The 23,509-nt window shown below is 70.7% G+C and carries 27 protein-coding genes and 1 other RNA gene; 11 read left to right on the top strand and 17 right to left on the bottom strand.

The genetic code is table 11. The features are described 5' to 3' along the window. Positions 1-41: 41 nt before the first annotated feature. Positions 42-500: a redox-sensitive transcriptional activator SoxR gene (gene soxR / locus AB0B97_RS24060; protein ID WP_357496587.1), complete on the bottom strand. Its 459-nt coding sequence runs from the start codon at positions 498-500 to the stop codon at positions 42-44. 85 nt (positions 501-585) lie between these two features. Between soxR and AB0B97_RS24055 the strand changes: the two genes are divergently transcribed. Next, complete coding sequence (locus AB0B97_RS24055) at positions 586-1,473, top strand: NmrA/HSCARG family protein (protein WP_357496585.1); 888 nt, start codon at positions 586-588, stop codon at positions 1,471-1,473. Positions 1,474-1,492: 19 nt separating this feature from the next. Here AB0B97_RS24055 and AB0B97_RS24050 read toward each other — a convergent pair whose 3' ends face one another. Continuing rightward, positions 1,493-1,939, bottom strand: a complete 447-nt coding sequence (locus tag AB0B97_RS24050; protein ID WP_357496583.1) for a hypothetical protein — start codon at positions 1,937-1,939, stop codon at positions 1,493-1,495. A 127-nt stretch (positions 1,940-2,066) separates the two neighbouring features. On the opposite strand from AB0B97_RS24050, the gene AB0B97_RS24045 reads away from it, so the two are divergent. Further along, the gene (locus AB0B97_RS24045) at positions 2,067-2,987 is read left to right on the top strand and encodes an expansin EXLX1 family cellulose-binding protein (RefSeq protein WP_357496581.1); all 921 of its coding nucleotides are present in this window, start codon (positions 2,067-2,069) and stop codon (positions 2,985-2,987) included. A 304-nt stretch (positions 2,988-3,291) separates the two neighbouring features. Then, positions 3,292-6,087, top strand: a complete 2,796-nt coding sequence (locus AB0B97_RS24040) for a TIM-barrel domain-containing protein (RefSeq protein WP_357496579.1) — start codon at positions 3,292-3,294, stop codon at positions 6,085-6,087. Between the two features lie 54 nt (positions 6,088-6,141). On the opposite strand, the gene AB0B97_RS24035 is transcribed toward AB0B97_RS24040, so the two are convergent. The 4 genes from AB0B97_RS24035 to AB0B97_RS24020 all read right to left on the bottom strand — a co-directional run bounded on the left by AB0B97_RS24035 (position 6,142) and on the right by AB0B97_RS24020 (position 7,552). Next, entirely contained in the window at positions 6,142-6,582 is a 441-nt protein-coding gene (locus AB0B97_RS24035) for a MerR family transcriptional regulator (protein ID WP_357496577.1), read from the bottom strand. Continuing rightward, positions 6,579-6,935: a hypothetical protein gene (locus AB0B97_RS24030; RefSeq protein ID WP_357496575.1), complete on the bottom strand. Its 357-nt coding sequence runs from the start codon at positions 6,933-6,935 to the stop codon at positions 6,579-6,581. The genes AB0B97_RS24035 and AB0B97_RS24030 overlap by 4 nt, the downstream gene beginning before the upstream one ends. Positions 6,936-7,019: 84 nt before the next feature. Next, positions 7,020-7,295, bottom strand: a complete 276-nt coding sequence (locus AB0B97_RS24025) for a hypothetical protein (RefSeq protein ID WP_357496573.1) — start codon at positions 7,293-7,295, stop codon at positions 7,020-7,022. Beyond that, positions 7,292-7,552, bottom strand: a complete 261-nt coding sequence (locus AB0B97_RS24020; RefSeq protein WP_357496807.1) for a hypothetical protein — start codon at positions 7,550-7,552, stop codon at positions 7,292-7,294. Before AB0B97_RS24020 ends, AB0B97_RS24025 begins: the two co-directional genes overlap by 4 nt. A gap of 269 nt (positions 7,553-7,821) precedes the next feature. Between AB0B97_RS24020 and AB0B97_RS24015 the strand changes: the two genes are divergently transcribed. Then, on the top strand, positions 7,822-8,628 hold the full coding sequence (locus AB0B97_RS24015) for a helix-turn-helix transcriptional regulator (RefSeq protein ID WP_357496571.1): 807 nt from the start codon (positions 7,822-7,824) through the stop codon (positions 8,626-8,628). Beyond that, positions 8,615-8,806, top strand: a complete 192-nt coding sequence (locus tag AB0B97_RS24010; protein WP_357496569.1) for a DUF397 domain-containing protein — start codon at positions 8,615-8,617, stop codon at positions 8,804-8,806. Before AB0B97_RS24015 ends, AB0B97_RS24010 begins: the two co-directional genes overlap by 14 nt. Before the next feature lie 81 nt (positions 8,807-8,887). Here AB0B97_RS24010 and AB0B97_RS24005 read toward each other — a convergent pair whose 3' ends face one another. Next, positions 8,888-9,226: an immunity 51 family protein gene (locus AB0B97_RS24005; protein ID WP_357496567.1), complete on the bottom strand. Its 339-nt coding sequence runs from the start codon at positions 9,224-9,226 to the stop codon at positions 8,888-8,890. 146 nt (positions 9,227-9,372) lie between these two features. Between AB0B97_RS24005 and AB0B97_RS24000 the strand changes: the two genes are divergently transcribed. Both AB0B97_RS24000 and AB0B97_RS23995 read left to right on the top strand, forming a co-directional pair. Next, complete coding sequence (locus AB0B97_RS24000) at positions 9,373-9,915, top strand: nuclear transport factor 2 family protein (protein ID WP_357496565.1); 543 nt, start codon at positions 9,373-9,375, stop codon at positions 9,913-9,915. A gap of 147 nt (positions 9,916-10,062) precedes the next feature. Next, positions 10,063-10,254: a hypothetical protein gene (locus AB0B97_RS23995; RefSeq protein WP_357496563.1), complete on the top strand. Its 192-nt coding sequence runs from the start codon at positions 10,063-10,065 to the stop codon at positions 10,252-10,254. 363 nt (positions 10,255-10,617) lie between these two features. On the opposite strand, the gene rnpB is transcribed toward AB0B97_RS23995, so the two are convergent. Further along, positions 10,618-11,034, bottom strand: an RNA gene (gene rnpB, locus AB0B97_RS23990) — RNase P RNA component class A. 127 nt (positions 11,035-11,161) lie between these two features. On the opposite strand from rnpB, the gene AB0B97_RS23985 reads away from it, so the two are divergent. Continuing rightward, positions 11,162-11,923, top strand: coding sequence for a sulfite exporter TauE/SafE family protein (locus AB0B97_RS23985; protein ID WP_357496561.1), 762 nt, complete (start codon positions 11,162-11,164; stop codon positions 11,921-11,923). Between the two features lie 126 nt (positions 11,924-12,049). Here the strand turns inward: AB0B97_RS23985 and AB0B97_RS23980 are convergent, their stop codons facing one another. After that, positions 12,050-13,282 (bottom strand): MFS transporter, encoded by a 1,233-nt coding sequence (locus AB0B97_RS23980; RefSeq protein ID WP_357496559.1) that lies wholly within the window; start codon positions 13,280-13,282, stop codon positions 12,050-12,052. A 54-nt stretch (positions 13,283-13,336) separates the two neighbouring features. On the opposite strand from AB0B97_RS23980, the gene AB0B97_RS23975 reads away from it, so the two are divergent. Continuing rightward, entirely contained in the window at positions 13,337-13,798 is a 462-nt protein-coding gene (locus tag AB0B97_RS23975; RefSeq protein WP_234586465.1) for a MarR family transcriptional regulator, read from the top strand. Positions 13,799-14,001: 203 nt separating this feature from the next. Here AB0B97_RS23975 and AB0B97_RS23970 read toward each other — a convergent pair whose 3' ends face one another. Then, the gene (locus tag AB0B97_RS23970) at positions 14,002-14,892 is read right to left on the bottom strand and encodes an NmrA/HSCARG family protein (RefSeq protein WP_357496557.1); all 891 of its coding nucleotides are present in this window, start codon (positions 14,890-14,892) and stop codon (positions 14,002-14,004) included. An 86-nt stretch (positions 14,893-14,978) separates the two neighbouring features. Between AB0B97_RS23970 and AB0B97_RS23965 the strand changes: the two genes are divergently transcribed. After that, positions 14,979-15,521, top strand: a complete 543-nt coding sequence (locus AB0B97_RS23965) for a helix-turn-helix domain-containing protein (protein WP_357496555.1) — start codon at positions 14,979-14,981, stop codon at positions 15,519-15,521. Positions 15,522-15,602: 81 nt separating this feature from the next. Here AB0B97_RS23965 and mctP read toward each other — a convergent pair whose 3' ends face one another. The 7 genes from mctP to AB0B97_RS23930 form a co-directional block, all read right to left on the bottom strand. Then, a complete protein-coding gene (gene mctP / locus AB0B97_RS23960; protein ID WP_234586461.1) occupies positions 15,603-17,252 on the bottom strand; it encodes a monocarboxylate uptake permease MctP in 1,650 nt (549 codons plus the stop codon). Beyond that, positions 17,252-17,494: a DUF3311 domain-containing protein gene (locus AB0B97_RS23955; RefSeq protein WP_234586459.1), complete on the bottom strand. Its 243-nt coding sequence runs from the start codon at positions 17,492-17,494 to the stop codon at positions 17,252-17,254. The genes mctP and AB0B97_RS23955 overlap by 1 nt, the downstream gene beginning before the upstream one ends. A gap of 220 nt (positions 17,495-17,714) precedes the next feature. Then, the gene (locus tag AB0B97_RS23950) at positions 17,715-18,875 is read right to left on the bottom strand and encodes a bifunctional RNase H/acid phosphatase (RefSeq protein WP_357496552.1); all 1,161 of its coding nucleotides are present in this window, start codon (positions 18,873-18,875) and stop codon (positions 17,715-17,717) included. A gap of 3 nt (positions 18,876-18,878) precedes the next feature. Further along, positions 18,879-19,616 (bottom strand): C4-type zinc ribbon domain-containing protein, encoded by a 738-nt coding sequence (locus AB0B97_RS23945; protein ID WP_357496551.1) that lies wholly within the window; start codon positions 19,614-19,616, stop codon positions 18,879-18,881. After that, the gene (locus tag AB0B97_RS23940) at positions 19,606-20,442 is read right to left on the bottom strand and encodes a Nif3-like dinuclear metal center hexameric protein (protein WP_234586550.1); all 837 of its coding nucleotides are present in this window, start codon (positions 20,440-20,442) and stop codon (positions 19,606-19,608) included. The genes AB0B97_RS23945 and AB0B97_RS23940 overlap by 11 nt, the downstream gene beginning before the upstream one ends. Positions 20,443-20,572: 130 nt before the next feature. Continuing rightward, positions 20,573-21,145, bottom strand: coding sequence for a flavoprotein (locus AB0B97_RS23935; protein ID WP_234586453.1), 573 nt, complete (start codon positions 21,143-21,145; stop codon positions 20,573-20,575). Positions 21,146-21,161: 16 nt separating this feature from the next. Further along, positions 21,162-22,391, bottom strand: a complete 1,230-nt coding sequence (locus AB0B97_RS23930; protein WP_234586449.1) for a helix-turn-helix domain-containing protein — start codon at positions 22,389-22,391, stop codon at positions 21,162-21,164. A 249-nt stretch (positions 22,392-22,640) separates the two neighbouring features. Here AB0B97_RS23930 and AB0B97_RS23925 point away from each other — a divergent pair, with 249 nt between their 5' ends. Then, positions 22,641-23,312: a bifunctional DNA primase/polymerase gene (locus tag AB0B97_RS23925; RefSeq protein ID WP_357496805.1), complete on the top strand. Its 672-nt coding sequence runs from the start codon at positions 22,641-22,643 to the stop codon at positions 23,310-23,312. Positions 23,313-23,509 lie beyond the last annotated feature (197 nt).

The raw sequence follows: 23,509 nt of genomic DNA, 5'->3' as shown, positions 1-23,509 counted from the left end.
ACGCCGACGGGCGTCGTGGCCATACCGGCAGACGGCCGTGATCAGTCCGTCCGCGGCAGACGACGTGCGCCGGGGCCCTCACGACCGAGCACGTCACGGGGGTTCGTCAGATGGCAGGCCCGCAGCGAGAGACAGCCGCAGCCGATGCATTCGGTGAGGTCGTCCCGCAACGCCTGCAGGTGGGCGATGCGCGCGTCGAGTTCGGTACGCCAGGCCGCGGACAGCCGGTTCCAGTCGACATGGGTCGGCGTGCGTTCGCTGGGGAGCTGGTCCAGGGCTTCCCGGATCGCCGTCAGCGAGATGCCGACGCGCTGCGACGCCCGGATGAAGGCGACCCGGCGCAGCGTGTCGCGACCGTACCGACGTTGGTTGCTCGCCGTCCGGGTGCTGCGAATGAGGCCCTTGCGTTCGTAGAAGTGCAGCGCGGAGATGGCCACGCCGCTGCGCTCGGCGACCTGTCCGACGCTGAGTTCGTGGAAGGCGGTGCGGGCCCTCGGCATGGCCCGAGCCTAACCCTTGCCCTCAACCATGGTTGAGGGCACAGACTCGGCGTCGTCCACGAACCGCGATCGGGGAGGCCGCACCGTGACCACCGTTCTCGTCATCGGCGCCACCGGAAAGCAGGGCGGCGCCGTCGCCGAACTGCTGCTCGACCACGCCCACGACGTCACCGCCTACGTGCGATCGCCCGAGTCGCCGTCCGCCGTGGCACTGGCCGCCGCCGGGGTACGGCTCGCCGTCGGTGACCTGGCCGATCCGCAGGCGCTCGCCAGAGCCGCCCACGGCGCCGACGCGATCTTCGGGCTGTCCGTGCCGTTCGGCGCCGGTGGCAAGGACGAGGAGGTCGCCCAGGGTCGCCTCCTGGTGGACACCGCGGCGCGGGCCGACGCGCATCTCGTCTACTCCTCCGTACGCGGCGCCGACCGGATGGTCGCCACCGACATCGACCACGCCGACAGCAAACAGCTCGTCGAGGCGTACCTGCGGGAACAGCAGGTCCGTGCCACAGTCCTCGGGCCGGTGTACTTCATGGAGAACGCCCTGAACGTCGGCTTCAGCCGGCTCACCGACGGCGTCCTGGCCAACCCGCTGTCCCCGGGCAAGCCGCTGGACCAGGTGACCGTCCGGGACATCGCCGGCCTCGCCGTGCACGCCATCGAGCACCCGGACCGCTTCGTCGGCGAGCGGATCGACGTCGTCTCCGACCGGGTCACCGGCGAGGAGGCGGCCCGCATCCTCGGCGATGTGCTCGGCCGCGAGATCCCGTACCGGCGGATGCCGCTCGACCAGGTCCGGCAGTGGGCCGGCGACGAGATCGGCGACATGTTCCAACGCTTCGAGGACACCACCGACTTCGCCGACATCGACGCGCTGCACGCCAGGTACCCGGACGTCGCCTGGCACAGCTACGCCGACTGGGCCCGCACCGTCGACTGGGACCGCGTCCTCGCAAGGCCGACGACCGCACGATAGCCACGCGGCTGTCCGGCCGTCAGGGCATATTCGCGTAACGCAGTGGGAGCGGAGGTCGTGGCCGACGCCAGACGACGTACGCCAGGATGGCGGCGACGGTCAGCAGTGCCACGCCGATGAGAAGGATGAACCAAGGCGTTCGATCGCCAACCTCGCGCACCCCGAAGCAGGGGTTGCTCTCGGCGTAGTGGACGTGAATGCGCTCGCCGGCGGTCACGGCCCGGTTCGCGTCGACCGCCGCACTAAAGTCCGCTTCACATGTCTCACCGCGGCTCGTCGTGAACTGAACCGTCAGGATGGTTCGCGCACCGCGATGCTCGACGTCGCGCACCACGGCCGATGCCTCCGACGCTCCGCGGTCAGCCGCGATCGACCAGATCACGAGGCCCGTGACGGTCATCGCGAAGACGAGGTAGAACGCCGAGAAGACCCGTAGGAAGGTTCGGCTCGGGCGTCGACGGTTCATGGCCGGAACTCTAGAAGGGGCCGACAACGCGACAGTCGCAACGGACTGCGCCCTTGCCAAACCAGCGCGTGACGGTTCGCTCGACGGCTTTGCGCTGCCGTGGCGTGGTGCGGCAACATCAGCCGCCGTGACGGCACCAGGCACGGATCCGGAGAACGCCACCCCGGCCGGCGACAACGGCACGCCCCGGTTGAAGCGGCGGGTCCGGCACTGGTTGGCCGGCACCGGGATCGCCGCTCTGGCCGCCGTACTCGGCATCACCCTCGCCGTACGCGGCGGCGCCACCCCGGCCTGCGCCGCGCCACCCGCGGGCAACACCGTCCACAAGGGAACGGCGAGCTTCTACGACGCGGGCCGCTCGGGCGGCACCTGCTCCTTCCCGGGCCCTCCCGCGGACCGGCTCTACGTGGCCCTCGGCGCGTCGCAGTACTCCGGGGCGGCGGCCTGCGGCAGTTACCTGGACGTCAGCGGCCCGAAGGGCACGGTCCGGGTGATGGTCATGGACCAATGCGGCGGGTGCGGGCCTAGCAAGATCGACCTCTCCGACGAGGCGTTCGCCCGGATCGCCGACCGGGCGCAGGGCATCGCGCAGGTGACGTACCGGGCGGTGGTGGACCCGCCGCTCGACGGCGGCCTCACCTTCCGGCTCAAGGGCGGCGCGTCGCAGTGGTGGTTCGCCGTGCAGGTCGGCAACCACGGCAACCCGCTGCGCTCGGTCGAGGCGAAGGGGCCGAGCGGGGGCTTCCGCAAGGCGGCCCGTCAGGTCGACAACTACTGGACCATCGAGGACGGGATCGGCCCCGGGCCGTACACGATCAGGGTCACCGACGTGTACGGCCACCAGACGACCGCCACGGGCATCCGCATGACGCCGAAGCAGGTCCAACGCACCTCGGCCTCCCTTCTCGCCGCCGTCCCGCCGTCACCTTCACCCTCGCCCTCGCCTTCGCTTTCGCCCTCGCCGACGCCGGTGGCGGAGTCAGCCGCGCCGACGACGACGGTCGAGGCCCTGGCCGGCGCAGCCCCACTGGCCGCCGCACCCTGCTGACCGGCGACCCGCGTCCCGCAGCGCGGCGGGCGGCGGTCGGCGCGGCGTGATCCACTCGGGATCGCCGATGTGGCGGCATCCGAGCGGCCTGATACCCCCAGATCGCCGACCTGGAGTGGATCATCCCGGGCGTCGGCTTGCGGCAGACCGGTCCGGAGGCGTGGCGTCCTACGAGCCCGTGGTCATGCATGGGTGGTGCGGGAAAGAGAGAAGGGACACCCTTCGAGGCCCGTTGACATGTGTTTCCGGCGAGTGACAGCGTTGTCATCGACTCATTTCCTCCATATGAGACGAGGAGCGCATCTTGCTCTATCGGAACTCACCGCGCCGCCGCACGACGGCAGCCGCCGCGGCCGGCATTCTCATCACGGGGCTGGCGCTCGCTCCGGCCGGGCCGGCGCAGGCCAGACCCAACAAGGGCCAGGACACAGCCGTACGCTCGGGCAACGCTCGGTTCGAGGTGCTGTCCCCGACCCTGATCCGCACCGAGTACCAGAAGGACGGCAGGTTCACCGACGCCGCCACCTTCAACGCCATCGGGCGCGACGACTTCCCCCGTACGCGGTTCACCAAGCACGTCGACCACGGCTGGCTCACCATCGACACAGGTGAGATGACGCTGCGCTACCAGGTCGGCTCAGGGGCGTTCACCGCCGACAACCTGACGGTGCGGCTCAAGACCGGCAAGCAGGTCGTGCAGGGCCAGCCCTGGGCCAGCCACACCGCTCCGGCGTGCGCGTTCGGCGCGCTCTGCGAGGCCGAGTCACTACAGCTGAGCGGTCCCGGCGTGGCCACCGACCACCGGGGATACAGCGGGCGCGGCTTCGCGGCCGGTTTCGCCTCGTCCGGCGACTCGGTCACGTTCGCGCTCGACGCACCGGCAGGCGGCACGAAGCAGCTCTGGGTCCGCTACGCCAACAGCACCGGCGGCGACGGTCAGAACGTGGCCCGCACCCTGACGGTCACGGTCGACGGCGACGCCGGTCGTACGCTGACGCTGCCGCCCACAGCGAACTGGGACACCTGGGGTCTGGCCAGCGTGCCTGTCGACCTCACCGCGGGTCGGCACGAGATCAGCGTCGTGCGGGGTCCCAACGACTCCGGCAACGTGAACGTCGACAGCCTCGCGGTGGTCAACCCGGGTGACCCGCTCCCGGCGCCGGCCGCGCCCCAGCCGCAGCCCCTGCGCTTCGGCACGCTGGCGGAGGCCGAGACCGGCGCGCTGACCGGCGGCGCGCGGCCCGCGAACGACCACAACGGCGCTTCCGGTACGGGATTCCTTGCCGGCCTGGAGAGCACCACGGCCGCCGTCGCGCTCACCGTGACGGATGTTCCGTCCCCGGGTGCCTACCAGGTGCAGATCCGCTACGCCAACGGCCAGGCCGGCGCCCAGCCGAGCCAGGCGCGCACCATGTCGGTCACGGCCGGGACGGCGACGCCGGTCACGGCGACTCTTCCGACGACCAGCGGGTGGGACTACTGGAACACCGTTTCCGTCCCGGTCCACCTCGACCGTGGCACCAACACGGTGACGCTGGGGTGCCCCACGGACGCCAGTTGCAACGTCAACATCGACACGGTCGCCGTCACGAGCAAGGACTCCCCGCTGCTCGCCCCGCACGCGCCGCTCGGCGGCTACCGCCGGGGCCTGGACGGCGTGACCGGTTCCGCGCTCACCGCCCCGGGCCTGCTCTACCAGGACGGCTGGTACCTCCTCGACGACTCGGCCTCGGCATTGCGCACCACCAAGCCCCGACCCGCCGCCGAGCAGGACGGCTACGTCTTCGCGTACGGGCAGGACTTCACCCGGGCCCTGAAGGACCTGGCGACCCTGACCGGGCCCACGAAGCTGCTGCCGAAGTGGGCGTACGGGGTGTGGTACTCCGAGTACTACGACCGCACCGCCGCCGAGTTCCAGAACCTGGTGGCCCGGGCCAAGGGCGAAGGCGTACCGCTGGATGTTCTTGTTCTTGACACGGACATCAAGGCGCCGGACAAGTGGAACGGCTGGAGCATCGACCCCACCCGGATCCCCGACCCGAAGGCGTTCTTCGACTGGGCGAAGAAGCAGGGCCTGCACACCGGCATCAACATCCACCCGAGCATCCTCGGCTCGGACCCGAAGTTCGCGCAGGCGCAGGCCACCGCGAAGGGCAAGCTCCAGCGCGTCGGCTGCAACGGCGGCCCCGACTGCTACGCGTTCGACTTCGGCGACCCGGACCAGCTCAAGGCGTATATGCAGCTGCACGACGAGATGCTGCCCAAGGGCAGCAAGGGTCCGGACCTGTGGTGGCTGGACTGGTGCTGCGACAACACGAAGTCCTCCCTGCCCGGGGTGACCGCGGACGCGTGGATCAACCAGCAGTACGCCGACAAGACCGGCTTCGCGTTCTCGCGGGCGTACGGCTCGTTGCAGGCCGGCGGCTACGGCAGCCCGACCCCGGTGGCGACCGGCCCGTGGGCCGACAAGCGCACCACGCTGCACTTCACCGGCGACACCACCAGTGACTGGTCGACGCTGCAGATGGAGGTCGGCTACACGCCTGGTGAGTCGGCCGCGACCGGGCTGACCGCAGTGAGCCACGACATCGGGGGGCACACCGGCGGCCTGCAGGAGCCGGGCACCGAACCGGGCAGCACCAAGCTGCCCGACGACCTCTACGCCCGGTGGGTGCAGTTCGGCACGTTCCAGCCGATCGACAGGCTGCACTCCAACCACAGTGACCGGCTGCCCTGGCAGTACGGCCCGGCGGCGAACGCGTCGGCCAAGAAGTTCCTGAACCTACGCAAGGAACTGCAGCCGTATACCTACGCCGCCGCCAAGGAGGCCACCCGCACGGGTACGCCGATCGTCCGCTCGATGTACCTGGCGTACCCGAACGAGCAGGCCGCGTACGCCACCGCCGGCTCGCAGTACCTCTACGGGCCGGACTACCTGGTGGCTCCGGTGACGACGCCGGGCACCACCGCCACGACGTCGGTGTGGTTCCCGCCGGGCAACAGCTGGACCGACATCTTCACCGGGAAGACGTACCGGGGCGGCACCACGCAGAACATCACCACCACCCTGGACACCATGCCGGTGTTCAAGAAGCACTGACGTTTCCAGGTATCAAGACACCGGCCGGGTGGGGCGACCCACCCGGCCGGTTCGTCAGTTGGCGTGACGGTGCTCCGCCAGTTCCGCGAAGGGCAGGGGGCAGCAGGTGTTTGCGGCGCAGGTGACCAGGTCGTCACAGCCGGCCGAGATGGCGTCCCGCAGGGTGTCACGGATGACTGTCAGGTCCGCCAGCCTCCGCTCGATCTCGACAAGCTTTTCCCTGGCACGCGCCTGGAGGCCGGTGTCGGATCGACCCCGGTGCCGGTGTCTGCCGGCGTCGAGCAGGTCCGCCACCTCGTTGAGGGTGAAGCCCAGGCGTTGCGCGGTCTTGATGACGCGCAGCAGGGTGACCGTCTCGGCCGGGTAGAGCCGGTGCCCGCCCGGCGAACGCTGCGGCGGGTCGAGCAGGCCCCGCCGCTCGTAGTAGCGCAGCGTCTGCTGGTTGACCCCTGCCGCGTCGGCCAGTTGCCCGCTGCGCAGGCCCGACCCGGTCAACTCCGGGTCCGCGGAGACCGGGCCCGCTCGGCGAGGGCGTCGAGCACGTCGACGTGGGCCGCCGGCACTCGGACGTCCAGCGCGAGCGATTCGGGTCCCGGCCGGGAAAGGCCGAACGTGAATAACGAGCAACACGATGACTCCCGGGCCGTCAGGTCCCGCGCCACCTCGTCGACCCGCGCGGCACCGTCGAGCTGAAAGCGCAGATGCCGCGCCGACAGCCGGCCCACGCCCCGCACCGCGTCGGTGAAGAACCGATCCCACTCGGCGAGCCGCAGCGGCCGCTCGGCCGTCGGGAGGGTGCAGGCATCCGGCACCCAGGCGTCGTCAGTCGTGACAGGGCGATCACTCATACCGTCGACGGTAAGCCTGTACCCAGGTATCGGATGCAAGCCCGACGGCCTGACTGGGCCACCATCGCCGGCACGCACAGGACCTCAGGTTCGACCGGACCGGCGGGGCCGTCGGGCCAGGGACAACCAGCCGAGGAACCTGTCGTGCATCGCCGCCACGTTTGGACGCAGACCCAGGTCGTACGCGTCGTCGATCGCCTCCCGCATGGACGCGGCCAGGTAGAACGCCAGCGCGATCGAATGACCGTAGAACTCGGTCGCGAGGGCGAGCCGAGCCGGCCCGCACGGCCAGGGCGCGGCGCAGTTGCGACACAGCCACGCCGGACGCATCGGCAGGTGCGGGCGAGGACGGGCGGTCATCCGACGCGCACCGGAACGCGCCTGCGTGGCCTGCTGGGTGCGACGGGCCGGGCCTGCCGGCGCACGCCCGCACGTCGCACGTACAACTCGCGCCGCGCGACCGCGTCGCCGGCGGCGTTCAGCTGGTAACCCTCGATCCAGACCCATCCGTCGTACGTGTGCCGCTCGGGCAGCTCGCGAATGACGCGTACGAAGATCGGCCGCAGGAACTGGACGCTGGCCGCGGTGGTCAGGTGGACCAGGTCGCCGGCCCGCATCGGCTTCTCGGGCTTGCCGTTAGGCACGGTCTCCCCCTGGTGCTGGGTGGGAAGGGCCGCTCCCGTGAGTGCTCGCCCGTCGGGAGCGGCCCCGCTACGAACGCGACCGCCGGGTCTCGTGGTCCCTACCGGCCGCGCCGCCTGGTGACACTCTGCTGTGGATGCCACTACGCTCGGAAGGCGTCGCAGGTGTCCGGGCCGGAGCTGGCGGGACAGGCCCCAGGGGTGTGCCGCCTCGGGTAGTCGATCTCCGTTTTGAGGAGCGTTGAATGGCTGACGTGCCAAGTCCCCTCGCGGACTTCATCGTGAGCGAGATCCGTCGCGCTCGTGGAGCGTCCGGGATGACGCAGGAGTCGTTCGGCCGGGCTGCGGGTTTCAGCGCCTCGCATGTCAGCGCCGTGGAGAGCGGCACCCGAGCGCTGACGATGGACTTCATCCGGGGAGCGGACCGGGCCTTCAGTAACGATGGGCTGTTCGGGCGCCTGGTCGTGAAGCTCGGCGCACCGTCGTGGTTTCTGCCGTGGCTCGACGCCGAGCGCGGCGCGCGACAGCTTCGCCTCTTCGAGCCACTATTGATCCCGGGCCTGCTCCAGACCGAGAACTACGCCCGCGTCGTGATGCGCCTGAACGATCGTATGTCCGCCACCGAGGTGGACCACCAGGTGAGCGCCCGCATGAGCCGACACAAGATCCTGACCAGCGACGCTCCGCCGCAGGTCGTGGGCGTCCTGGACGAGTCCGCGCTCCATCGCGGCGGCGACGAGTACGCCGGCATCATGACGGAACAGATCGCCCACCTCATCGCCATCGCCGAGCTGCCGCACGTCCACGTGCACGTGATCCCGGCGAGCGCCGGTCTCCACATCGGGCTGTCCGGGCCGTTCGCGCTGGCGCGGGCCAGCGATGGGGCTTGGGTCGGGCACCTTGAGAATCAGCTAGGCGGGATCGTGGTCAACACGGAAGATGGGCTGGATACTCTCCAGGCGAGGTGGGAGAACGTTCGCAACGAAGCGCTCCCGCGCCGACAGTCCAACGAGCTGATGAAGGAAGTGCGCAGCCATCATGGACCTCACTAACGCCATCTGGCGCAAGTCCCGGCGCAGCGGATCGTCCGGGGGCAACTGCGTGGAGGTCGCCGACAACCTTCCTGGCGTCGTCGGCGTCCGGGACAGCAAGGACCCCGCAGGCCCGGCCCTGACCTTCGATCCGGCGGCTTGGCGAGCGTTCGTTGCTCAGGTCACCACCCGGTCGTAACCCAGGCCAGACGCCTGGAAGCCCTGCCACCGGGCCGAAGCCTCGAATGTGCCGGCGTCCCCAACGGGCGCCCGCCAGCTGTCAGTCGTCGAACTCGAACCCGCTCGCCTCGGCGTCCGTGATGAGCCGCCGCATGCGTTCGCCGTCGGCCGCGACCACGTTCAACAGAGCTTCCAGCTCTTGAAGTGCGCCTCGATCGGTGCCGTGGGCGCAGAACATGCCACCCTCCGGGTCGTACGCGAACCGGCCTTCGAGCGTCGGGGCCTCGGTGCTGACGAGTACTTCCGCGACTCCTTCCCAGAAGTACCCGTTGGGCTCGTGACCGAGCTCCTCGACCAGGGCGTCGACCGGCATGGTCCCCGCATCCAACAGCAACGAATACTGTCCTGGAGTCGTCTCGATCAGCTTGAGCAAGGTCACCCTTCGAAGACTGACACCGGTTCGCGGTCAGGGCAAGATCACAACGATGGGTCGGCCGGCGTCGTCGTACAACGCTCCGACCCTCACCCTCCGGCGACCGAGACCAGGCGCAGCCGGCCATAGGGCCGGCAGGTTACGGTGAGCCGGTGACCGACACTCCTCGCGAGGTCTTCCTGAAACTCGTGAACGGCGTCTGCGAAGAGCGCTGGGCGGAGGTGGTGGACCTCTATGCCGAGCAGACCGACGTCTCCCACCCGTTCTTCCCGCTGGATGCACCGCCGATGCGCTCCCGCGAAGAGCTACGAGCCCACTTCGGCGGCGGGCCGCAGCCGTACCAAGGCCCGACTCTGCGGCGTCGGCCAACCCAGATCAACATCCACGAGACCGCTGATCCCGAGGTCATTGTGGCCGAGTTCCAGTACGAAGGAATCGTGGTGGAGACCGACGAACCCTTCACCATCCCGGCCGTGTTCGTCATGCGCGTCAGGGACGGCAAGATCGTCGAATCCCGCGACTACCTGGACCACCTGCGTTCAGCCGCAGCTCGCGGTCAACTGCCCGGGGTCTTGGATGCCATCCGCGACCACCACGCGAAGGACCCTGTCACTGACCCACCAGTGCACAACAGCGCCGAACCTCCCAGGCCGGGAAGCACCGGCGCCGGATCGGTACAGAGCGACGCCGAGTAGTCAGGGACGGCCAGACAGCTCCCCACCAAACTGCCCGCCATCGCCCTCCACCCTGACGTGGATGAGCGACAGCGTTCAGGTGAGGGCGTCCACAAGCACCCACGGTGCGGTTCTTCACCGCACGCGTTCGCCAATTACGGTCGCAGCATGGACGACCCGATCGAGCTGCGACTCGACCTCGCCACCGCCGAGGACCTTCGCATTGCTTTGTACGACTTGGGCGAGCACCAGGCCGCAGGCCGGCCGATCCCGTACATGGACCTCGAAACCAGCAGACGGCTCGGCGCCCTCCTGCGAGACCTGGACATCCGGTTAGGCGGTAGGGGCAGGTTCGCCTAGCCGGCTTGCCATCGATCGGTACGGAAGCCGGCACGTCGACGCACGTCGGGGTTGGGGCTCCCGTCCGCCGCGCCGGTCCAAGCCCGGGACTGGCTTGCCACCGGGTCACCATGTCGCGGCACCAGCTCCACCGCCAGGACGTGCCCGACTCTCCCCCACAGTCGCCGGCCCCGCTCCGAAACGATCGAGCGCAGGCCCCGAGACGACCCACGGCGGCACAGCCAGCCCGACCTGAGAAGGGGCCAACTGAGCCAGCACTCAGGGCGTCGTCAAACGCCGCCCGATATTGACCATGAACGACCATCGACGCCCGGACAGAGAACCAGCTCAGAACCTTGATCACGGCTCTGAGCTGGTGGGCGACGGACGAGTCGACCTGTACGCCGGATTCTGTGCGCGGCGCGTACCCCAAGGGGGTTTGCGCCGGCGGCGGCCATCCATCTCGGCCTGCCGTTGCCGGCAGGCTCCAGCGGCCTACCCGCAGACATCGGGCGGGCAGCCCTCAAGCGTCTGCGCCGGGTCGTCATCTTGCGGTGACGGCCCTTGCTTGGCCTTGCTCCGGGTGGGGTTTACCGAGCCACCCCGGTCACCCGGGGTGCTGGTGGGCTCTTACCCCACCGTTTCACCCTTACCGTCCCCGTTGGGGTCGGCGGTCTGTTTTCTGTGGCACTGTCCCGCGGGTCGCCCCGGGTTGCCGTTAACAACCACCCTGCCCTGTGGAGTCCGGACGTTCCTCGGCGGCGGGCCGAAGCCCGCCGACGCGACCGCCCGGTCGACTCGTCCGTCGCGCTCCCATCCTAACGACGAGCGTGCGGCAGGTATTGCCGCCCCGCGCGGGCAAGATCGCGCAGCTCATGGACGATCCGGCGACGCCAGCTCAGAAGGCGACAGCTAGCCTCGTGGGTCTATGGATCTCTCCCATGCCGCGCTGCTGCTCGCCGCCGGTCTCGCCGCTGGCACTGTCAACGCGGTGGCCGGTGGCGGTTCACTCATCACGTTCCCGGCGATGATCGCGATCGGGTTGCCGCCGGTGCCGGCGAACGTCAGCAACTCGGTCGCCGTGTTTCCCGGCTACGTGGCCAGCGTGGCGGGCAGCCGGCAGGACCTGCCGCGACCTCGGGCGCTGGCCACACTGGTGCCCACCACAATCGTGGGCACGATCGTCGGGGCGCTGCTGTTGCTGGCCACCCCGGCTCGCGCGTTCGAGCTGGTCGTACCATTTCTGGTTCTTGGCGCGACAGCGGTCCTGGCCTTCCAGGGCCCGCTGCGCCGGCTGGTCGGTCACCCCCGCGCACTGTCGCCGCGGCGGCGGACGATCGCGGTGCAGACGATGGTCGCGCTCGGCGCGGTGTACGGCGGATACTTCGGCGCGGCGCTCGGGGTGATGCTGGTCGCCGGCCTGGCCCTGGTGCTGGACGCGACGCTGGCGCGGGTGAGCGCCATCAAGAATCTGCTCTCCGCGTTGGTGGGCCTCACGACGCTTGTGGTGTTCGCCCTGTTCGGCCCGGTGAACTGGGCGGCGGTCGCGGTGGTCGCGCCGGCCACGCTGATCGGGGGGTACGCGGGCGCCCGGCTGGTCCGCCGGCTGCCGCCGGTGGTGCTCAAGACGCTGATCGTGGTGTTCGGTACGACGATCGGCCTCTACCTGCTCTGGCGTGCCCTGAACTGAGCGGCGGCAAAGCCAAGATTCGCGCAACTTCCGGGATGGTGCTGCCTCAGCGAGCCCGGAGGCAGCAGTTTCCCCGAAAGTGCGCGGATCTTGGGCGGTCCAGCGGACCAGCGGCGGCAGGCCCCGTCAGTACGCCTCGCCTACCGGTTCCTCGGCGGTGTTCTCGGCGCTCGCGGCGCTGCGGTTCCAGCGGGACCACAGCACCCGCTCGCCGTAGCCGGCGGCCATCACGTGCGCGAAGGCCAGGTAGACCAGCACGCCGACGGCGAGCACCCCGAAGCCGACCCAGAACGGCAGCGACAGCGACTGCTCGGCGAGCTTGCCGGAGATGATCGGCGCAGGCGCGGCGGCACCCCAGCGGACCAAATTGAACGCGCCGGTGGCGACGCGCCGGTCGCTGGAGCCGAGGCCGAGCGCCAGGTCGGTGAGGTTGGCGTTGGCCAGGCCCATGCAGAGGCCGGCGAGCACGAGCACCACGATCGCCTCGGTGGTGCTGGTGGAGGTGGCGAAGAGGACCATGCAGACCAGCAGGCCGGCGATGGCCAGGCCGACGGTCTGCACCGCGCCGATGCGGTGGGCCAGCCGGTGACCGATCACCAGGATGCCGGTGGCCAGGCCGAGACCCCAGCCGGTGAATGCGAGGCCCAGCGGGACGATGTCCAGACCGAGGAAGAGCGGCGTGTAGCCGAGCACCACGAAGAACACGAAGTTGTACGCGGCGGTCACCACGCAGAGGGCGATGAACGCCGGTCGGCGGTAGGTGGCGAAGATCTGGCCGACGCGTACTGGGGCCTGCCGGTTGGTGGGTTCGCGGAGTTTGCGGGAGGCCACGCCGAGGGCGAGGACCATGAAGACGCCGCAGACGAAGAACGGCAGCCGCCAGCTGACCTGGCCGAGCAGGCCACCGATCAGCGGTCCGACGGCGAAGCCGAGCCCCAGGGCGGTCTCGAAGAGGCCGACCACCCATTCCCGGTCGACGGCCAGGTTGACCAGCACCACCATGGCGGTGGCGAAGAACATCGCGTTGCCCAGCCCCCAGACGCCCCGCAGCACGGAGAGCTGCACGATGTTGTCGCTGAACGAGGCGAGGATCGCGGCGACGCCCACCACGGAGACGCCGGTGATCAGCACCGGCTTGAAGCCGAACCGGCCGCTGGCCAGCGTCGCCGGGATCATGCCGACGGCCATCACCGCGATGTACGCGGTGAACAGCAGCTCGACCTGCCAGGCGGTGACGCCGATCGCCTCGCCGATGGCCGGCAGGATCGGGTCGACGACGGCGATGCCGGCGATGGCGAGAAAGGCCACCAGCGTGGTGGCGTAGATGGCACTGCGGTTCGGTTCGGAACGCCGATCCACTCCGACTCCTCAATTAGCTGTATCGTACAGGTACTTATTCTGTATCATACAGCTATGAGCGACGACCAAGACGCGAGCACCCTCGGCCGGATCGAGACCGAGGTGGCCCTGTTGATGCGCTTCGGCGAGGCCACCCGGCGGGCCACCGGCACCGCCGAGCACCGGGTGCTCGACCGCGCGGCGTACGTCATCCTGCGCCACCTGGCCGACGCCGGCCCGCAGAACGTCTCGGCGCTCGCCGCCCGACTCAACCTGGACGGCTCCACCGTCACCCGGCAGGTGTCCGCGCTTCAACGGGACGGCCTGATCACCCGTACCCCCGACCCGACGGACGGCCGGGGCACTGTCATCTCCCCCACCCCGGCCGGCCTGCAGCGGATGGCCGCCGTGCAGTCCGCCCGCACCCGGCTCTACGGCGACATGCTGGCCGACTGGAGCGCCGAGGACCGGGCCTCCCTGGCAACCCTGCTGGGCCGCCTCAACCAGGCCCTGGTGAACCGCAACCGCACCCGCTGACCCCGCGTGGCGGTGTCGTGGTCTGGCTCACCGCGCCATCCAGTCGCGCGAAAAGCCCTTCCACCGCCAAGATCGCGCAAGATCCTGGTTGTAGTGGCCTCCTGCGCGGCCAACACCACTACAACAACGATCGAGCACGATCTTGCGGTGAAGCCGCCGGGCCCGCCCGGCGCGGAAGCCCACACCTGGCACGGGACCGGGTTTCAGGAGAACGTCCGCCGCGCCCACGTGCGGAAGTCCGTGGCGGGCAGGCCGAGTGCCCGGGTCATCTCCGGGCGGGCGGGGCTGCCGTTCTCGTTGATCTGCTCGACAGCGTTGACCATGGCGGGCAGCAGGCCGCGCTCGACTGCCTGCTGCGGGGTGAGCACGGGCGCGGTGATCGTGCGCCCGGTGACCTCACTCAGAATGGCCGCGACCTCGGTCATGGTGAGCAGGTCACCGGCGAGTTCGACATCCAGGCCGTCGAACTTCTCCGGGTTGGCGAACGCGGTCGCCGCGGCCTCCCCGATGTCGTCGACGGCGATCCACGGAAGCCGGGTGTCCGCGGCGAAGCCGGTGATGATCGTGCCGCTGGACCAGTCGCCGAAGAGGTAGGACCAGCCGACGAGGTTCTCCATGAAGGTCGAGGGCTTGAGGACGGTCCAGTGCGCGAAACCACCAGAGCGCACCATCTCGTCGATGGCCGCCTTGCTTTCCCAGTAGTGCCTGTCCCACCGGCCCTCGGCCCAGCCGGGCTGGTTGCGGTGGAACTCGCCGGCACCCGAGACGCTGCTGTGCACGACGTGCGACACGCCGGCGCGGCGCGCTGCCTCGACGACGTTGCGACCGCGGGTCACCTCGGCGTTGCCCTGCAGGTCCGTCACATCCGGATACGGGATGGAGAAGAGGCCGTCCATTCCGTCCGCCGCGGCGAGCAGCGACTCCACGTCGTCCAGGTCCCCCTTGACCAGTTCGGCGCCCCGATTCCGCAGCGCCTGGGCGCTGTCGGTGCCCGGATCACGGACCAGGGCACGAACGTCGACGCCCCGGTCGAGCAGCGCTCGGGCCGTGGCCCCGCCCTGCTTGCCCGTCGCGCCGATGACGAGAACAGCCATGATGCCTCCCGAGAAACAAGCGGGGTGGCCCCCCACTTCTCGTCGGCTACGATATGGGGGACCACCCCACTTCTGCAAGGCGGACCATGAGAGCGGACGCGCAGCGCAACTACGACCTCATCGTCACGGCGGCCGCCGAGGCGATCGCCCGCGACGGCGCGTACGCCTCGCTCGAGGAGATCGCCCGATCCGCCGGGGTGGGATCGGCGACCCTGCACCGGCACTTCCCCACCCGGTGGTCGCTGCTCCAGGCGGTCTTCCGCGGCTGTGTGCACAACCTGGCAACGCGTGCCGGCGACCTGGTCGCCACGCCGGACGCCCTCGACGCGCTGACGACCTGGTTGCACGAGGTCACCGCGTACGCCACGACAACCCGCGGCCTCGCGGATTCGCTCCTGAACGAGCCCGTCGAGCAGACCGACGCCTGCGGCGCGACGCTCGTCGCCGCCGGTGAACCACTGCTGCGCCGAGCCATCGTCGAGGGTTCGGTACGGCCCGACATCACCATGGCCGACCTGATGATCCTCGCCAACGGCATCTCGCTGGCGGCGCAACCCATGGGCGCGGCCAAGGCGGAACAGCTGCTGACCCTTGCCCTGCGGGGGATCGGCTCGGCGAGCCGCCCGTAGCCGTACGCCGCGAAAGCGCAGCCGCCCCGACAGACCGACGCGACGGTCTACCGGGGCGGCTGCGCTCGCCCGGGGGGCGGGTCAGGCGACCGGTTCGCGGGCCGGGTCGGCGTCGCGGTCGACGCCGGGGGTGATGCGGGGGTCGCCCTCGTCGGCGAAGTAGTCGTCCGGCGTGGTGCCGTCGACTCCCTCGGGCGCCTTGACGGCCCGCAGGATCAGCGTCAGCAGGGCGGCGACCGCCAGGTTGACCAGCACCGCCACGATGCCCACGTAGATCGTCTTGGGCGTGTCGAAGCCGAACTTCTCCAGCGGGAACGCGGACCCGCCGAAGTGCTTCCGGGTGGGGCTGGCCACCTGGTAGAGCATCCACATGCCGAGCCCCATGCCGGCGACCCAGCCGACGATCAGGGCGGTTCGGTGGAACCAGCGGGTGTAGAGGCCCAGCGCCACGGCCGGCAGCGTCTGCAGGATGATCACGCCGCCGATGAGCTGGAGGTCGATCGAGAACTGCGGGTCGAGGAACACGATGCAGGCCACGGCCCCGACCTTGACCACCAGCGAGGTGATCTTCGAGACGTTCGCCTCCTGTGCGGCGGTGGCGTCCCGCTTCAGGTACTCCTTGTAGATGTTGCGGGTGAACAGGTTCGCCGCGGCGATCGACATGATCGCCGCCGGCACCAGCGCGCCGATGCCGATGGCGGCGTACGCGACCCCGGCGAACCAGTCCGGGAACTGCTGGTCGAACAGCAGCGGCACGATCGTGTTGTTGTCGACGCTGCCCGCCGACGCTCCCGGCAGCGGCTTCACCCCGGCCGCGATGGCCATGTAGCCGAGCAACGCGATCAGGCCGAGCAGCAGGCTGTACGCCGGCAGCGCCGACATGTTGCGCTTGATCACGTCGCGGTTCCGGCTGGCCAGCACACCGGTGATGCTGTGCGGGTAGAGGAACAGCGCCAGCGCCGAGCCGAACGCCAACGTGACGTACTGCAACTGGTTGTTGCCGTTGAGCAGGATGCCGTCGTTCGGGTTCGGTGACGCCTGGAACTTCGCGTCCGCCGCGTCGAAGATGTCACCCCAACCGCCGAGCTTGTACGGCAGGTAGATGACCGCCACCAGGATCACGATGTAGATCAGGCTGTCCTTGACGAACGCGATCAGCGCCGGTGCGCGCAGCCCCGACTGGTAGGTGTACGCCGCCAGGATGGCGAACGCGATGATGATCGGCAGGTGCCGGGCGAGGGCGCTGTCACCCGTGACGCCCATCGTCTTGAGGACCGCCTCGATGCCCACCAGTTGCAGCGCGATGTAGGGCATCGTGGCCACGATGCCGGTGATCGCGATCAGCAGCGCCAGCACCGGCGAGTCGAACCGCGTACGGACGAAGTCGGCAGGGGTGACGAAGCCGTGCCGGTGCGAGACCGACCAGAGCCGGATCAGCACCAGGAAGACCAGCGGATACACGACGATCGTGTACGGCACCGCGAAGAACCCGGCCGCCCCGGCGCCGAACATCAGCGCCGGCACCGCCACGAAGGTGTACGCGGTGTAGAGGTCGCCGCCGACCAGGAACCAGGTGATCCAGCCGCCGAAGCTGCGCCCGCCCAGGCCCCACTCGTCGAGGTGCGCCATGTCCGTCGGCCGCCGCCACCGCGCGGCCACGAAGCCCATCGCGCTGACCAGCAGGAACAGCAGGGAGAAGACGATGATCTCGGTGAGATGGTCCCGCCACATCAGTGCTCACCCCGCTTCTTCGTCATCTGGTAGACGAGCGTGGTCGTGGAGACGCCGAGCAGGATCCAGGCCAGTTGCAGCCAGTAGTAGCGCGGAAACCCGAAGATCCGGGGCGCGTCACCGTTGAAGAACACCGGGATCAGCGGCACCACGATGGGGAGAAAGAGCAACCAGTTCCAGGGGCTGTGGTCCTTCGCCCGGGATCGCGCCGTGGTGGGCGCCTCCGGTTCCGGTGCAGCCATCTGACACACCTCCGGGGAGTCGTGGCACTCGATGTAACGGCCGGAGGCTACGACTCTGTGACCGCCGTCACGATCAGAGCGCGGACGGCTCTGCGCCGAACGGCGCACCGGCTGCGCCGAACGGCGCGACAGTTCCGCCGGCGGGCGAGGTGCAGCGGACGCCCGAGGGCCACAGCTCAGGCGGTGCAGCGAGGTGCGACGGACGCCGCAGGGGCGCGGCTCAGGCGGCGGGCAGGTGCGCGGTGTCGTTGACCGTGCGGACCGCGATGCCGCCGTCGGGCCACAGGTCGAGCACCGAGATGCCGGCCGCGTCCAGGAAGAGCCGGTGCAGGAAGGCGTCGCTGGCCGCGAGGGCGTCGCGCAGCGCCAGCTTGATCGGCGAGACGTGCGAGACGACCACCACGGTCTCCCCGGGGTACGCCTTCGGCAGCGCGCCGACGACCCGGTGGACGCGTTCGGCCACGTGGGTGAACGACTCGCCGCCCGGCGGGGCGATCCGCGGTGAGGCGAGCCAGGCGTCCATCTCCCCCGGCCACTGCTGGCGTACCTCGGCGAAGGTGCGCCCCTCCCACTGCCCGAAGTCGCACTCGATCAGGTCGGCCTCGGTGCGGACCGGCACGTCACCGAGCGCCCCGGCGATCGCCGCGGCGGTGGCCGTACACCGGGACAGGGGTGAGCTGAGCACGGCCGCGACGGACGGGGCCAGCGCGGCCACCCGGGCACCTGTGGCGCGCGCCTGTGCGCGGCCGCGCTCGGAGAGCGGCACGTCGCCGCGGCCGGAGTAGCGGCCCTGCTCGGTGTACGCGGTCTCGCCGTGCCGCACGAGGATCAGGCGGGTGGCGGTGAAGCTCGGGCGGGGCTCCCAGGAGGCCGGCGCGGTGGCCGGGTCGCTGCCCGTCGCGGCACCCCCGGCCGGGGCGCTGGCCGAGGCCGGTGCGCCGAGGGACGCCGGCGGCGGGGTGGGTCGGCCGGCGGCGGCGTCCATGGCGGCGTTGGCCAGCGCGTCGGCGTGCCGGTTCTGCTCGCGGGGGATCCAGGTGAAGCGGACCGCGTCGAAGCGGCCCACAAGCGTGGCCGCCTGGGCGGCGAGCGGCCGCAGGCCCGGGTGCTTGATCTGCCACCGGCCGCACATCTGCTCGACCACCAGCTTGGAGTCCATCCGGACGTCCACCTCGGCGGCGTCCAGCTCGGCGGCGGCCCGCAGACCGGCGATCAGACCCTGGTACTCGGCGACGTTGTTGGTCGCCGTACCCAGCGACTCGGAGCGCTCGGCGAGCACCTCGCCGGTCTCCGGGTCGCGCACCACCGCGCCGTAGCCGGCCGGCCCCGGGTTGCCCCGGGACCCGCCGTCGGCCTCGACGACGACCACGCGCGGCGCCACGACCTACAGGCCCGACTCGTTGGTACGGACCATGATCCGTCGGCAGTCCTCGCAGCGGACCACGTCGTCCGGGGCCGCCTTGCGGATGCGCGCCAGGTCGGCGCCGGAGAGGTCCAGCCGGCAGCCGCCGCAGCGACCCGCCGTGAGCAGTGCCGCGCCCAACCCGGTGTCCTCGCGGATCTTGTCGTAGAGGGTGACCAGCTCGGCCGGGAGGTCGGCCGCGAGCGGCTGCCGGGCCCCCCGCTTGAACTCCTCCTCCTTGGCGATCTCGGCCAGCGCGTCGTCGCGGCGCTGCTCGGTGGCGGCCCGCTTCTCCCGGGTGTCGGCCAGCCGCTGCTCCACGCCGTCCAGCACGCCCTGCGCGGTCTCCCGCTGCTCCATCAGCTCCAGCTCGGCGTCCTCCAGGTCACCCTGGCGCCGGTTGAGTGAGGTCAGCTCGTGCTGGAGCGCCTCCAGCTCCCGGGCCGGGCCGGTGCCGGCGGCGAGCCGGTTCTGGTCCTTCTCCTTGCGGGCCCGCACCTGCTCGACGTCCTTCTCCAGGCGGGCGATGTCCCGGTCCAGGTCGTCGACAGCGACCTGGGCGCGTACCCGCTCGTCCTCCAGCGACGACAGCTCCCGGGCCAGCGCCTCCAGTTCGGCGCGCTCCGGCAGCGAGCGGCGGCGGTGCGCGAGCTGGGCGAGGTTGGTGTCGATCGCCTGAAGGTCGAGCAGGCGGCGCTGGACCTGGGGGTCAGCCTTCACGGTCGGGCTCCTTGTCGTCCACAACGGGTGCGGCGGCGTGCACGGTCCACGGGTCGGTGTCCAGGTCGGACACCAGCGTCTCGACGCCCGGCGCCTCTCGCAGGAGGGCGGCCAGGTCGTCCAGCCACGGTCGTTCGGTCGCCCAGTGGGCGGCGTCGATCAGGGCGGGACCATCGGCGGCGAGGTGCTCGCTGGCCGGATGGTGCCGCAGGTCGGAGGTGAGATACGCGTCCACCCCGGCGGCGGTCGCGGCGCCGAGGAAGCTGTCCCCCGACCCACCGCTGACGGCGAGGGTACGAACCATACGCCCGGGATCCCCTGCGGCGCGAACTCCCCAGGCCGTGACGGGGAGCACGGCGGCGGCGTGCCGGGTCAGCTCGGCGAGGGTCATCGGGCGGGGCAACTCCCCGATCCGGCCGATGCCCCGGTCGTCACCCTCGGCGGCGGAGCCGGTCGCCGGCCGCTGCAACGGGCGCAGCCCGGTCAGGCCGAACCGGGCGGCGAGGGCGTCGGAGACGCCGGGGGACGCGACGTCGGCGTTGGTGTGCGCCGCGTACAGCGCCACGCCGGCCCGGATCAGCTGGTGGACGATCCGCCCCTTGACTGTCGTCGCCGCGACCGAGGAGACACCCCGCAGCAGCAGCGGGTGGTGCGCGACGATCATGTCCGCGCCGACGGCCAGCGCCTCGGCGACCGTCTCGGGCACCACGTCGACCACGCAGAGCACCCGGCGGACCGGGGCGGTCGGCTCGCCGAGCACCAGGCCGACGCGGTCCCACTCCTCGGCCCAGCTCGGCGGGTACCGCCGTTCCAACTCGGCGACCACGTCCGCCACCGTGGGGGTGGTTGCGCTGATGCTCACGGCGGGCCAGCTTACCGGCGCGGGGACCGTCGGGCGGCGACGCCCGGCCCGGCCGCGCCGGTCCGTCGACCCGGGGAAGGCAACCGCCGGGCGCTCAGGCGGCCCGGTACGCGACGGTCCGCAGCGCGGCCAGTGGCATCTGCCAGGGGAACGCGTGCAGGTGCTGCTCACCCGTCCCGGGTGGGTGCAGGGCGACGACATGATCACCGAAGAGCACCGTGACGCCCCAGTCGGCCAGCCGGGCCACGCCGGCCCGGAACGCCGGGTGGGCGGCCATCGCGACGTTGGTGTACGGCACCGCGACGATGGGGATGCCCTTGCCCTGCGCCTCGACGAGCAGCCCGAGAGCGAGGGTGTCGGCGATGCCGGCGGCCCACTTGTTGACCGTGTTCACGGTCGCCGGGCAGACGATCATGGCGTCGGCCGGCGGCAGCACGTCCGGGTCGCCGGGATTCTTGTAGTGCGTCCGCACCGGGTGGCCGGTCTGCCGGACCAGGGCCGGCTGGTCGACGAACTTGGCGCCGTCCGGCGTGGTGACCACGCAGACGTCCCAGTCGTCCGACTGGGCCAGCTCCACCAGACGGCCGACGTGGCGGGCCAGCGGCGAACCGCAGGCGATGACGTAGAGCACCGCACGGTGCTCACTGGTGTGTGGTGCGCCGGTCATCACGCCGGCTCCGCGCTCATACCCCTACTCCCATGTGCTCAGCCAACTCCGCAATCGGAGAAGGCGGCGCACCACGTGTGCGACGAAGGACGTCCGACATCACCTCGTGGGCGATCGGCCGGCAGCGGATCTCCGACGGCGCGAGCCGATCGCCGAGCAGCAGCATCTCGCCGGCGTTCGCCACGTCGCCGATCTGGGCGTACCCCCGGGCGATGTCGAGCAGGTGGTGGGCACGGCGCTCGGGCAGCAGCGCGTTGAACGCGGGCTCCACGATGCGCACCTGGTGCACCTCCACCGCGCGGCCCCCGTCACCCAGCTCGACGGCGGCAGCGGCCCGGTGCAACTCGACGTTCGTCGGGCCGAACGAGGTCCAGTAGTGGTTGTAGTCGCCGCCGAGCAGGGTGGCGGCCTCCTGCGCACAGTTGATCAGGTCGTCGACGCTTGCCGAGTCGCCGATCCGCGACGCCGCCATGGCCCCCTGCAACAGCAGCATCCCGTAGACGGACAGCCGGGCCGGGGAGACCTCGTTGCTGCCGCCCGGAGCCAACCGGTTGGCGATCTGGACGTTCAGCTCCAGAGCCGGCCGGGCCCGACCCATGGCGACCAGGGCGTTGCAGACCCGGGTGGTGGCGATGCCGGCCAGCAGCGGGTCGTCGGCCCGCTGGGCCACCGCCATCGACCGGTCGGCGGCCAGCCAGGCCAGCTCGCACTCGCCGAGCTTGCGCAGCACCGACGAGGCGATCTGGTAGACCTGCCCGAGCAGGTGGGCCGCCTCCGGCGCCTGCGCTCCCCCGTAGGCGGCGTCGGCCGCCTGAGCGTCGCGCAGCAGCTTGGGCAGCGCCCGGGTGAGCATTCCGTAGCGGCCGTACTGGTAGGTGAGCCAGGCATGGTTGACGGCCTTGCGCATGTCGTCCAGCGGAGGCGGGTACGGCACGGCGTCGAAGTAGGCGCTCATCGAGTCGTACCGCTCCAGGGCCGCCCGGATCTCCTGCACCTCGACCTGGTCGATGCAGTTCAGCGCGTCGGTACGCCGCTCCGGGTCACGGCCCAGCAGCAGTTGCACGTCCATCTGCAGGATGTCGGCGATCTCGTAGAGGACGGAGAACTTGTCCAGCCGGCGAACGCCCCGCTCGACCTTGTCCACCCAGCTCTTCGACTTGCCCAGGCGGTCGGCGAAGACCTGCTGCGACATCTTGCGTCGCCCACGCCAGTAGGCCACTCGCCGTCCAATGGGTAGCTCGTCCATCTCCCCATCCCTCCCCTGCCGCCACCACCCATCGGGTGCCGGCGATGTCCGCGGGTGCGGCGATCCATCGTTCGTCTTGCAGTTTTCGCTGGTCGCACAGTCTGTACGTCAGCCGGACAGCCAGTCCTCGTACTTTTCGTGCAAGTTGCACGAGCCGTTCGTCAACCTCAACGATCGTGGGTTACGGCAGTGACGGTGCTCGACATGCGACCTGGCGTTCGCCGGGCCCGACGAGGGGAGATGGCACACATGTGGGGGAACGTCGTACCGCGCGTCGCCGAACTGTCGCCGCTGGAACGCGTCCGGTTGCGCCGGGTCGCCATCCGGTACGCCGTACACGGCTGGGAGGTGACCCCCGGCGCGTGCCTCGCCCGCAGCCGGTTCGTGTGCGGTCGGGCCGGCTGCCCCACGGTGGGCTGCCACCCCGCCCTGGAGAACTGGGAGTTGGCCGCCACCACCGACCCGGCCCGGGTGGCCACCTGGTGGCGCACCCGCCCGCACGGCGTGCTGCTGCCCACCGGGCGGACCTTCGACGTGCTGGAGGTGCCCGCCCACCTCGGTCGGCACGTGCTCGACGCCGTGCAGGTCCACCCGGCCGGCACCGGCGTACGCGGGCCCGTGCTGGTCACGCCCACCGGCCGGTGGATGTTCCTGGTCCGCCCCGGCGACCCGCTCCGACCGGAGTTGGAGCACTGCTTCCACGTCGTGCGGCACGGGCCGGGCTCGTGGATCCCGGCGCCACCCACCCGGCTGCCCGAGGGGACCGTCCGCTGGGCGGTCGCCCCGGAGCAGGCCCGCTGGCAGCTTCCGGACTCCTACCTGGTGCAGAACACCCTGATCGAGGCGCTGCTGGCCAGCGGGGTGACGCTCGCCCCCGACCTGCTCCCGGGTCACCTGCCCCTGCCCCGCCGGGGCAGGTGACCCGGCCCCGGCCGACGATTCGATCCGGTGGCCGACAGCGTCGCCGAGCGGCCGGTGCTCGTTGAGCAGGTGACAGCGCGAACGCGCGCCACGAACGGGGGAACGATGTCCACGCACGACAGATCGCCGTATCCCGGCGGCACCGAACCGCCCCGTCGCAGCCACCGGCGGCACCGCTGGGCGGGCACCCGCCCGGC

The organism is Micromonospora sp. NPDC049004 (assembly GCF_040649315.1).
In the GTDB taxonomy this organism is placed as follows: domain Bacteria; phylum Actinomycetota; class Actinomycetes; order Mycobacteriales; family Micromonosporaceae; genus Micromonospora.
This window is presented reverse-complemented; position numbering and strand designations above follow the sequence as displayed.

What these genes read in the sequence shown, in the direction of transcription:
- soxR (WP_357496587.1), bottom strand. Translation starts at nt 500, where the DNA reads ATGCCGAGGGCCCGCACCGCCTTCCACGAACTCAGCGTCGGACAGGTC.
- AB0B97_RS24050 (WP_357496583.1), bottom strand. Translation starts at nt 1,939, where the DNA reads ATGAACCGTCGACGCCCGAGCCGAACCTTCCTACGGGTCTTCTCGGCG.
- AB0B97_RS24030 (WP_357496575.1), bottom strand. Translation starts at nt 6,935, where the DNA reads ATGAGTGATCGCCCTGTCACGACTGACGACGCCTGGGTGCCGGATGCC.
- AB0B97_RS24025 (WP_357496573.1), bottom strand. Translation starts at nt 7,295, where the DNA reads ATGACCGCCCGTCCTCGCCCGCACCTGCCGATGCGTCCGGCGTGGCTG.
- AB0B97_RS24020 (WP_357496807.1), bottom strand. Translation starts at nt 7,552, where the DNA reads ATGCGGGCCGGCGACCTGGTCCACCTGACCACCGCGGCCAGCGTCCAG.
- AB0B97_RS24015 (WP_357496571.1), top strand. Translation starts at nt 7,822, where the DNA reads ATGGCTGACGTGCCAAGTCCCCTCGCGGACTTCATCGTGAGCGAGATC.
- AB0B97_RS24010 (WP_357496569.1), top strand. Translation starts at nt 8,615, where the DNA reads ATGGACCTCACTAACGCCATCTGGCGCAAGTCCCGGCGCAGCGGATCG.
- AB0B97_RS23995 (WP_357496563.1), top strand. Translation starts at nt 10,063, where the DNA reads ATGGACGACCCGATCGAGCTGCGACTCGACCTCGCCACCGCCGAGGAC.
- AB0B97_RS23985 (WP_357496561.1), top strand. Translation starts at nt 11,162, where the DNA reads ATGGATCTCTCCCATGCCGCGCTGCTGCTCGCCGCCGGTCTCGCCGCT.
- AB0B97_RS23975 (WP_234586465.1), top strand. Translation starts at nt 13,337, where the DNA reads ATGAGCGACGACCAAGACGCGAGCACCCTCGGCCGGATCGAGACCGAG.
- AB0B97_RS23970 (WP_357496557.1), bottom strand. Translation starts at nt 14,892, where the DNA reads ATGGCTGTTCTCGTCATCGGCGCGACGGGCAAGCAGGGCGGGGCCACG.
- AB0B97_RS23965 (WP_357496555.1), top strand. Translation starts at nt 14,979, where the DNA reads ATGAGAGCGGACGCGCAGCGCAACTACGACCTCATCGTCACGGCGGCC.
- mctP (WP_234586461.1), bottom strand. Translation starts at nt 17,252, where the DNA reads ATGTGGCGGGACCATCTCACCGAGATCATCGTCTTCTCCCTGCTGTTC.
- AB0B97_RS23955 (WP_234586459.1), bottom strand. Translation starts at nt 17,494, where the DNA reads ATGGCTGCACCGGAACCGGAGGCGCCCACCACGGCGCGATCCCGGGCG.
- AB0B97_RS23935 (WP_234586453.1), bottom strand. Translation starts at nt 21,145, where the DNA reads ATGACCGGCGCACCACACACCAGTGAGCACCGTGCGGTGCTCTACGTC.
- AB0B97_RS23930 (WP_234586449.1), bottom strand. Translation starts at nt 22,391, where the DNA reads ATGGACGAGCTACCCATTGGACGGCGAGTGGCCTACTGGCGTGGGCGA.
- AB0B97_RS23925 (WP_357496805.1), top strand. Translation starts at nt 22,641, where the DNA reads ATGTGGGGGAACGTCGTACCGCGCGTCGCCGAACTGTCGCCGCTGGAA.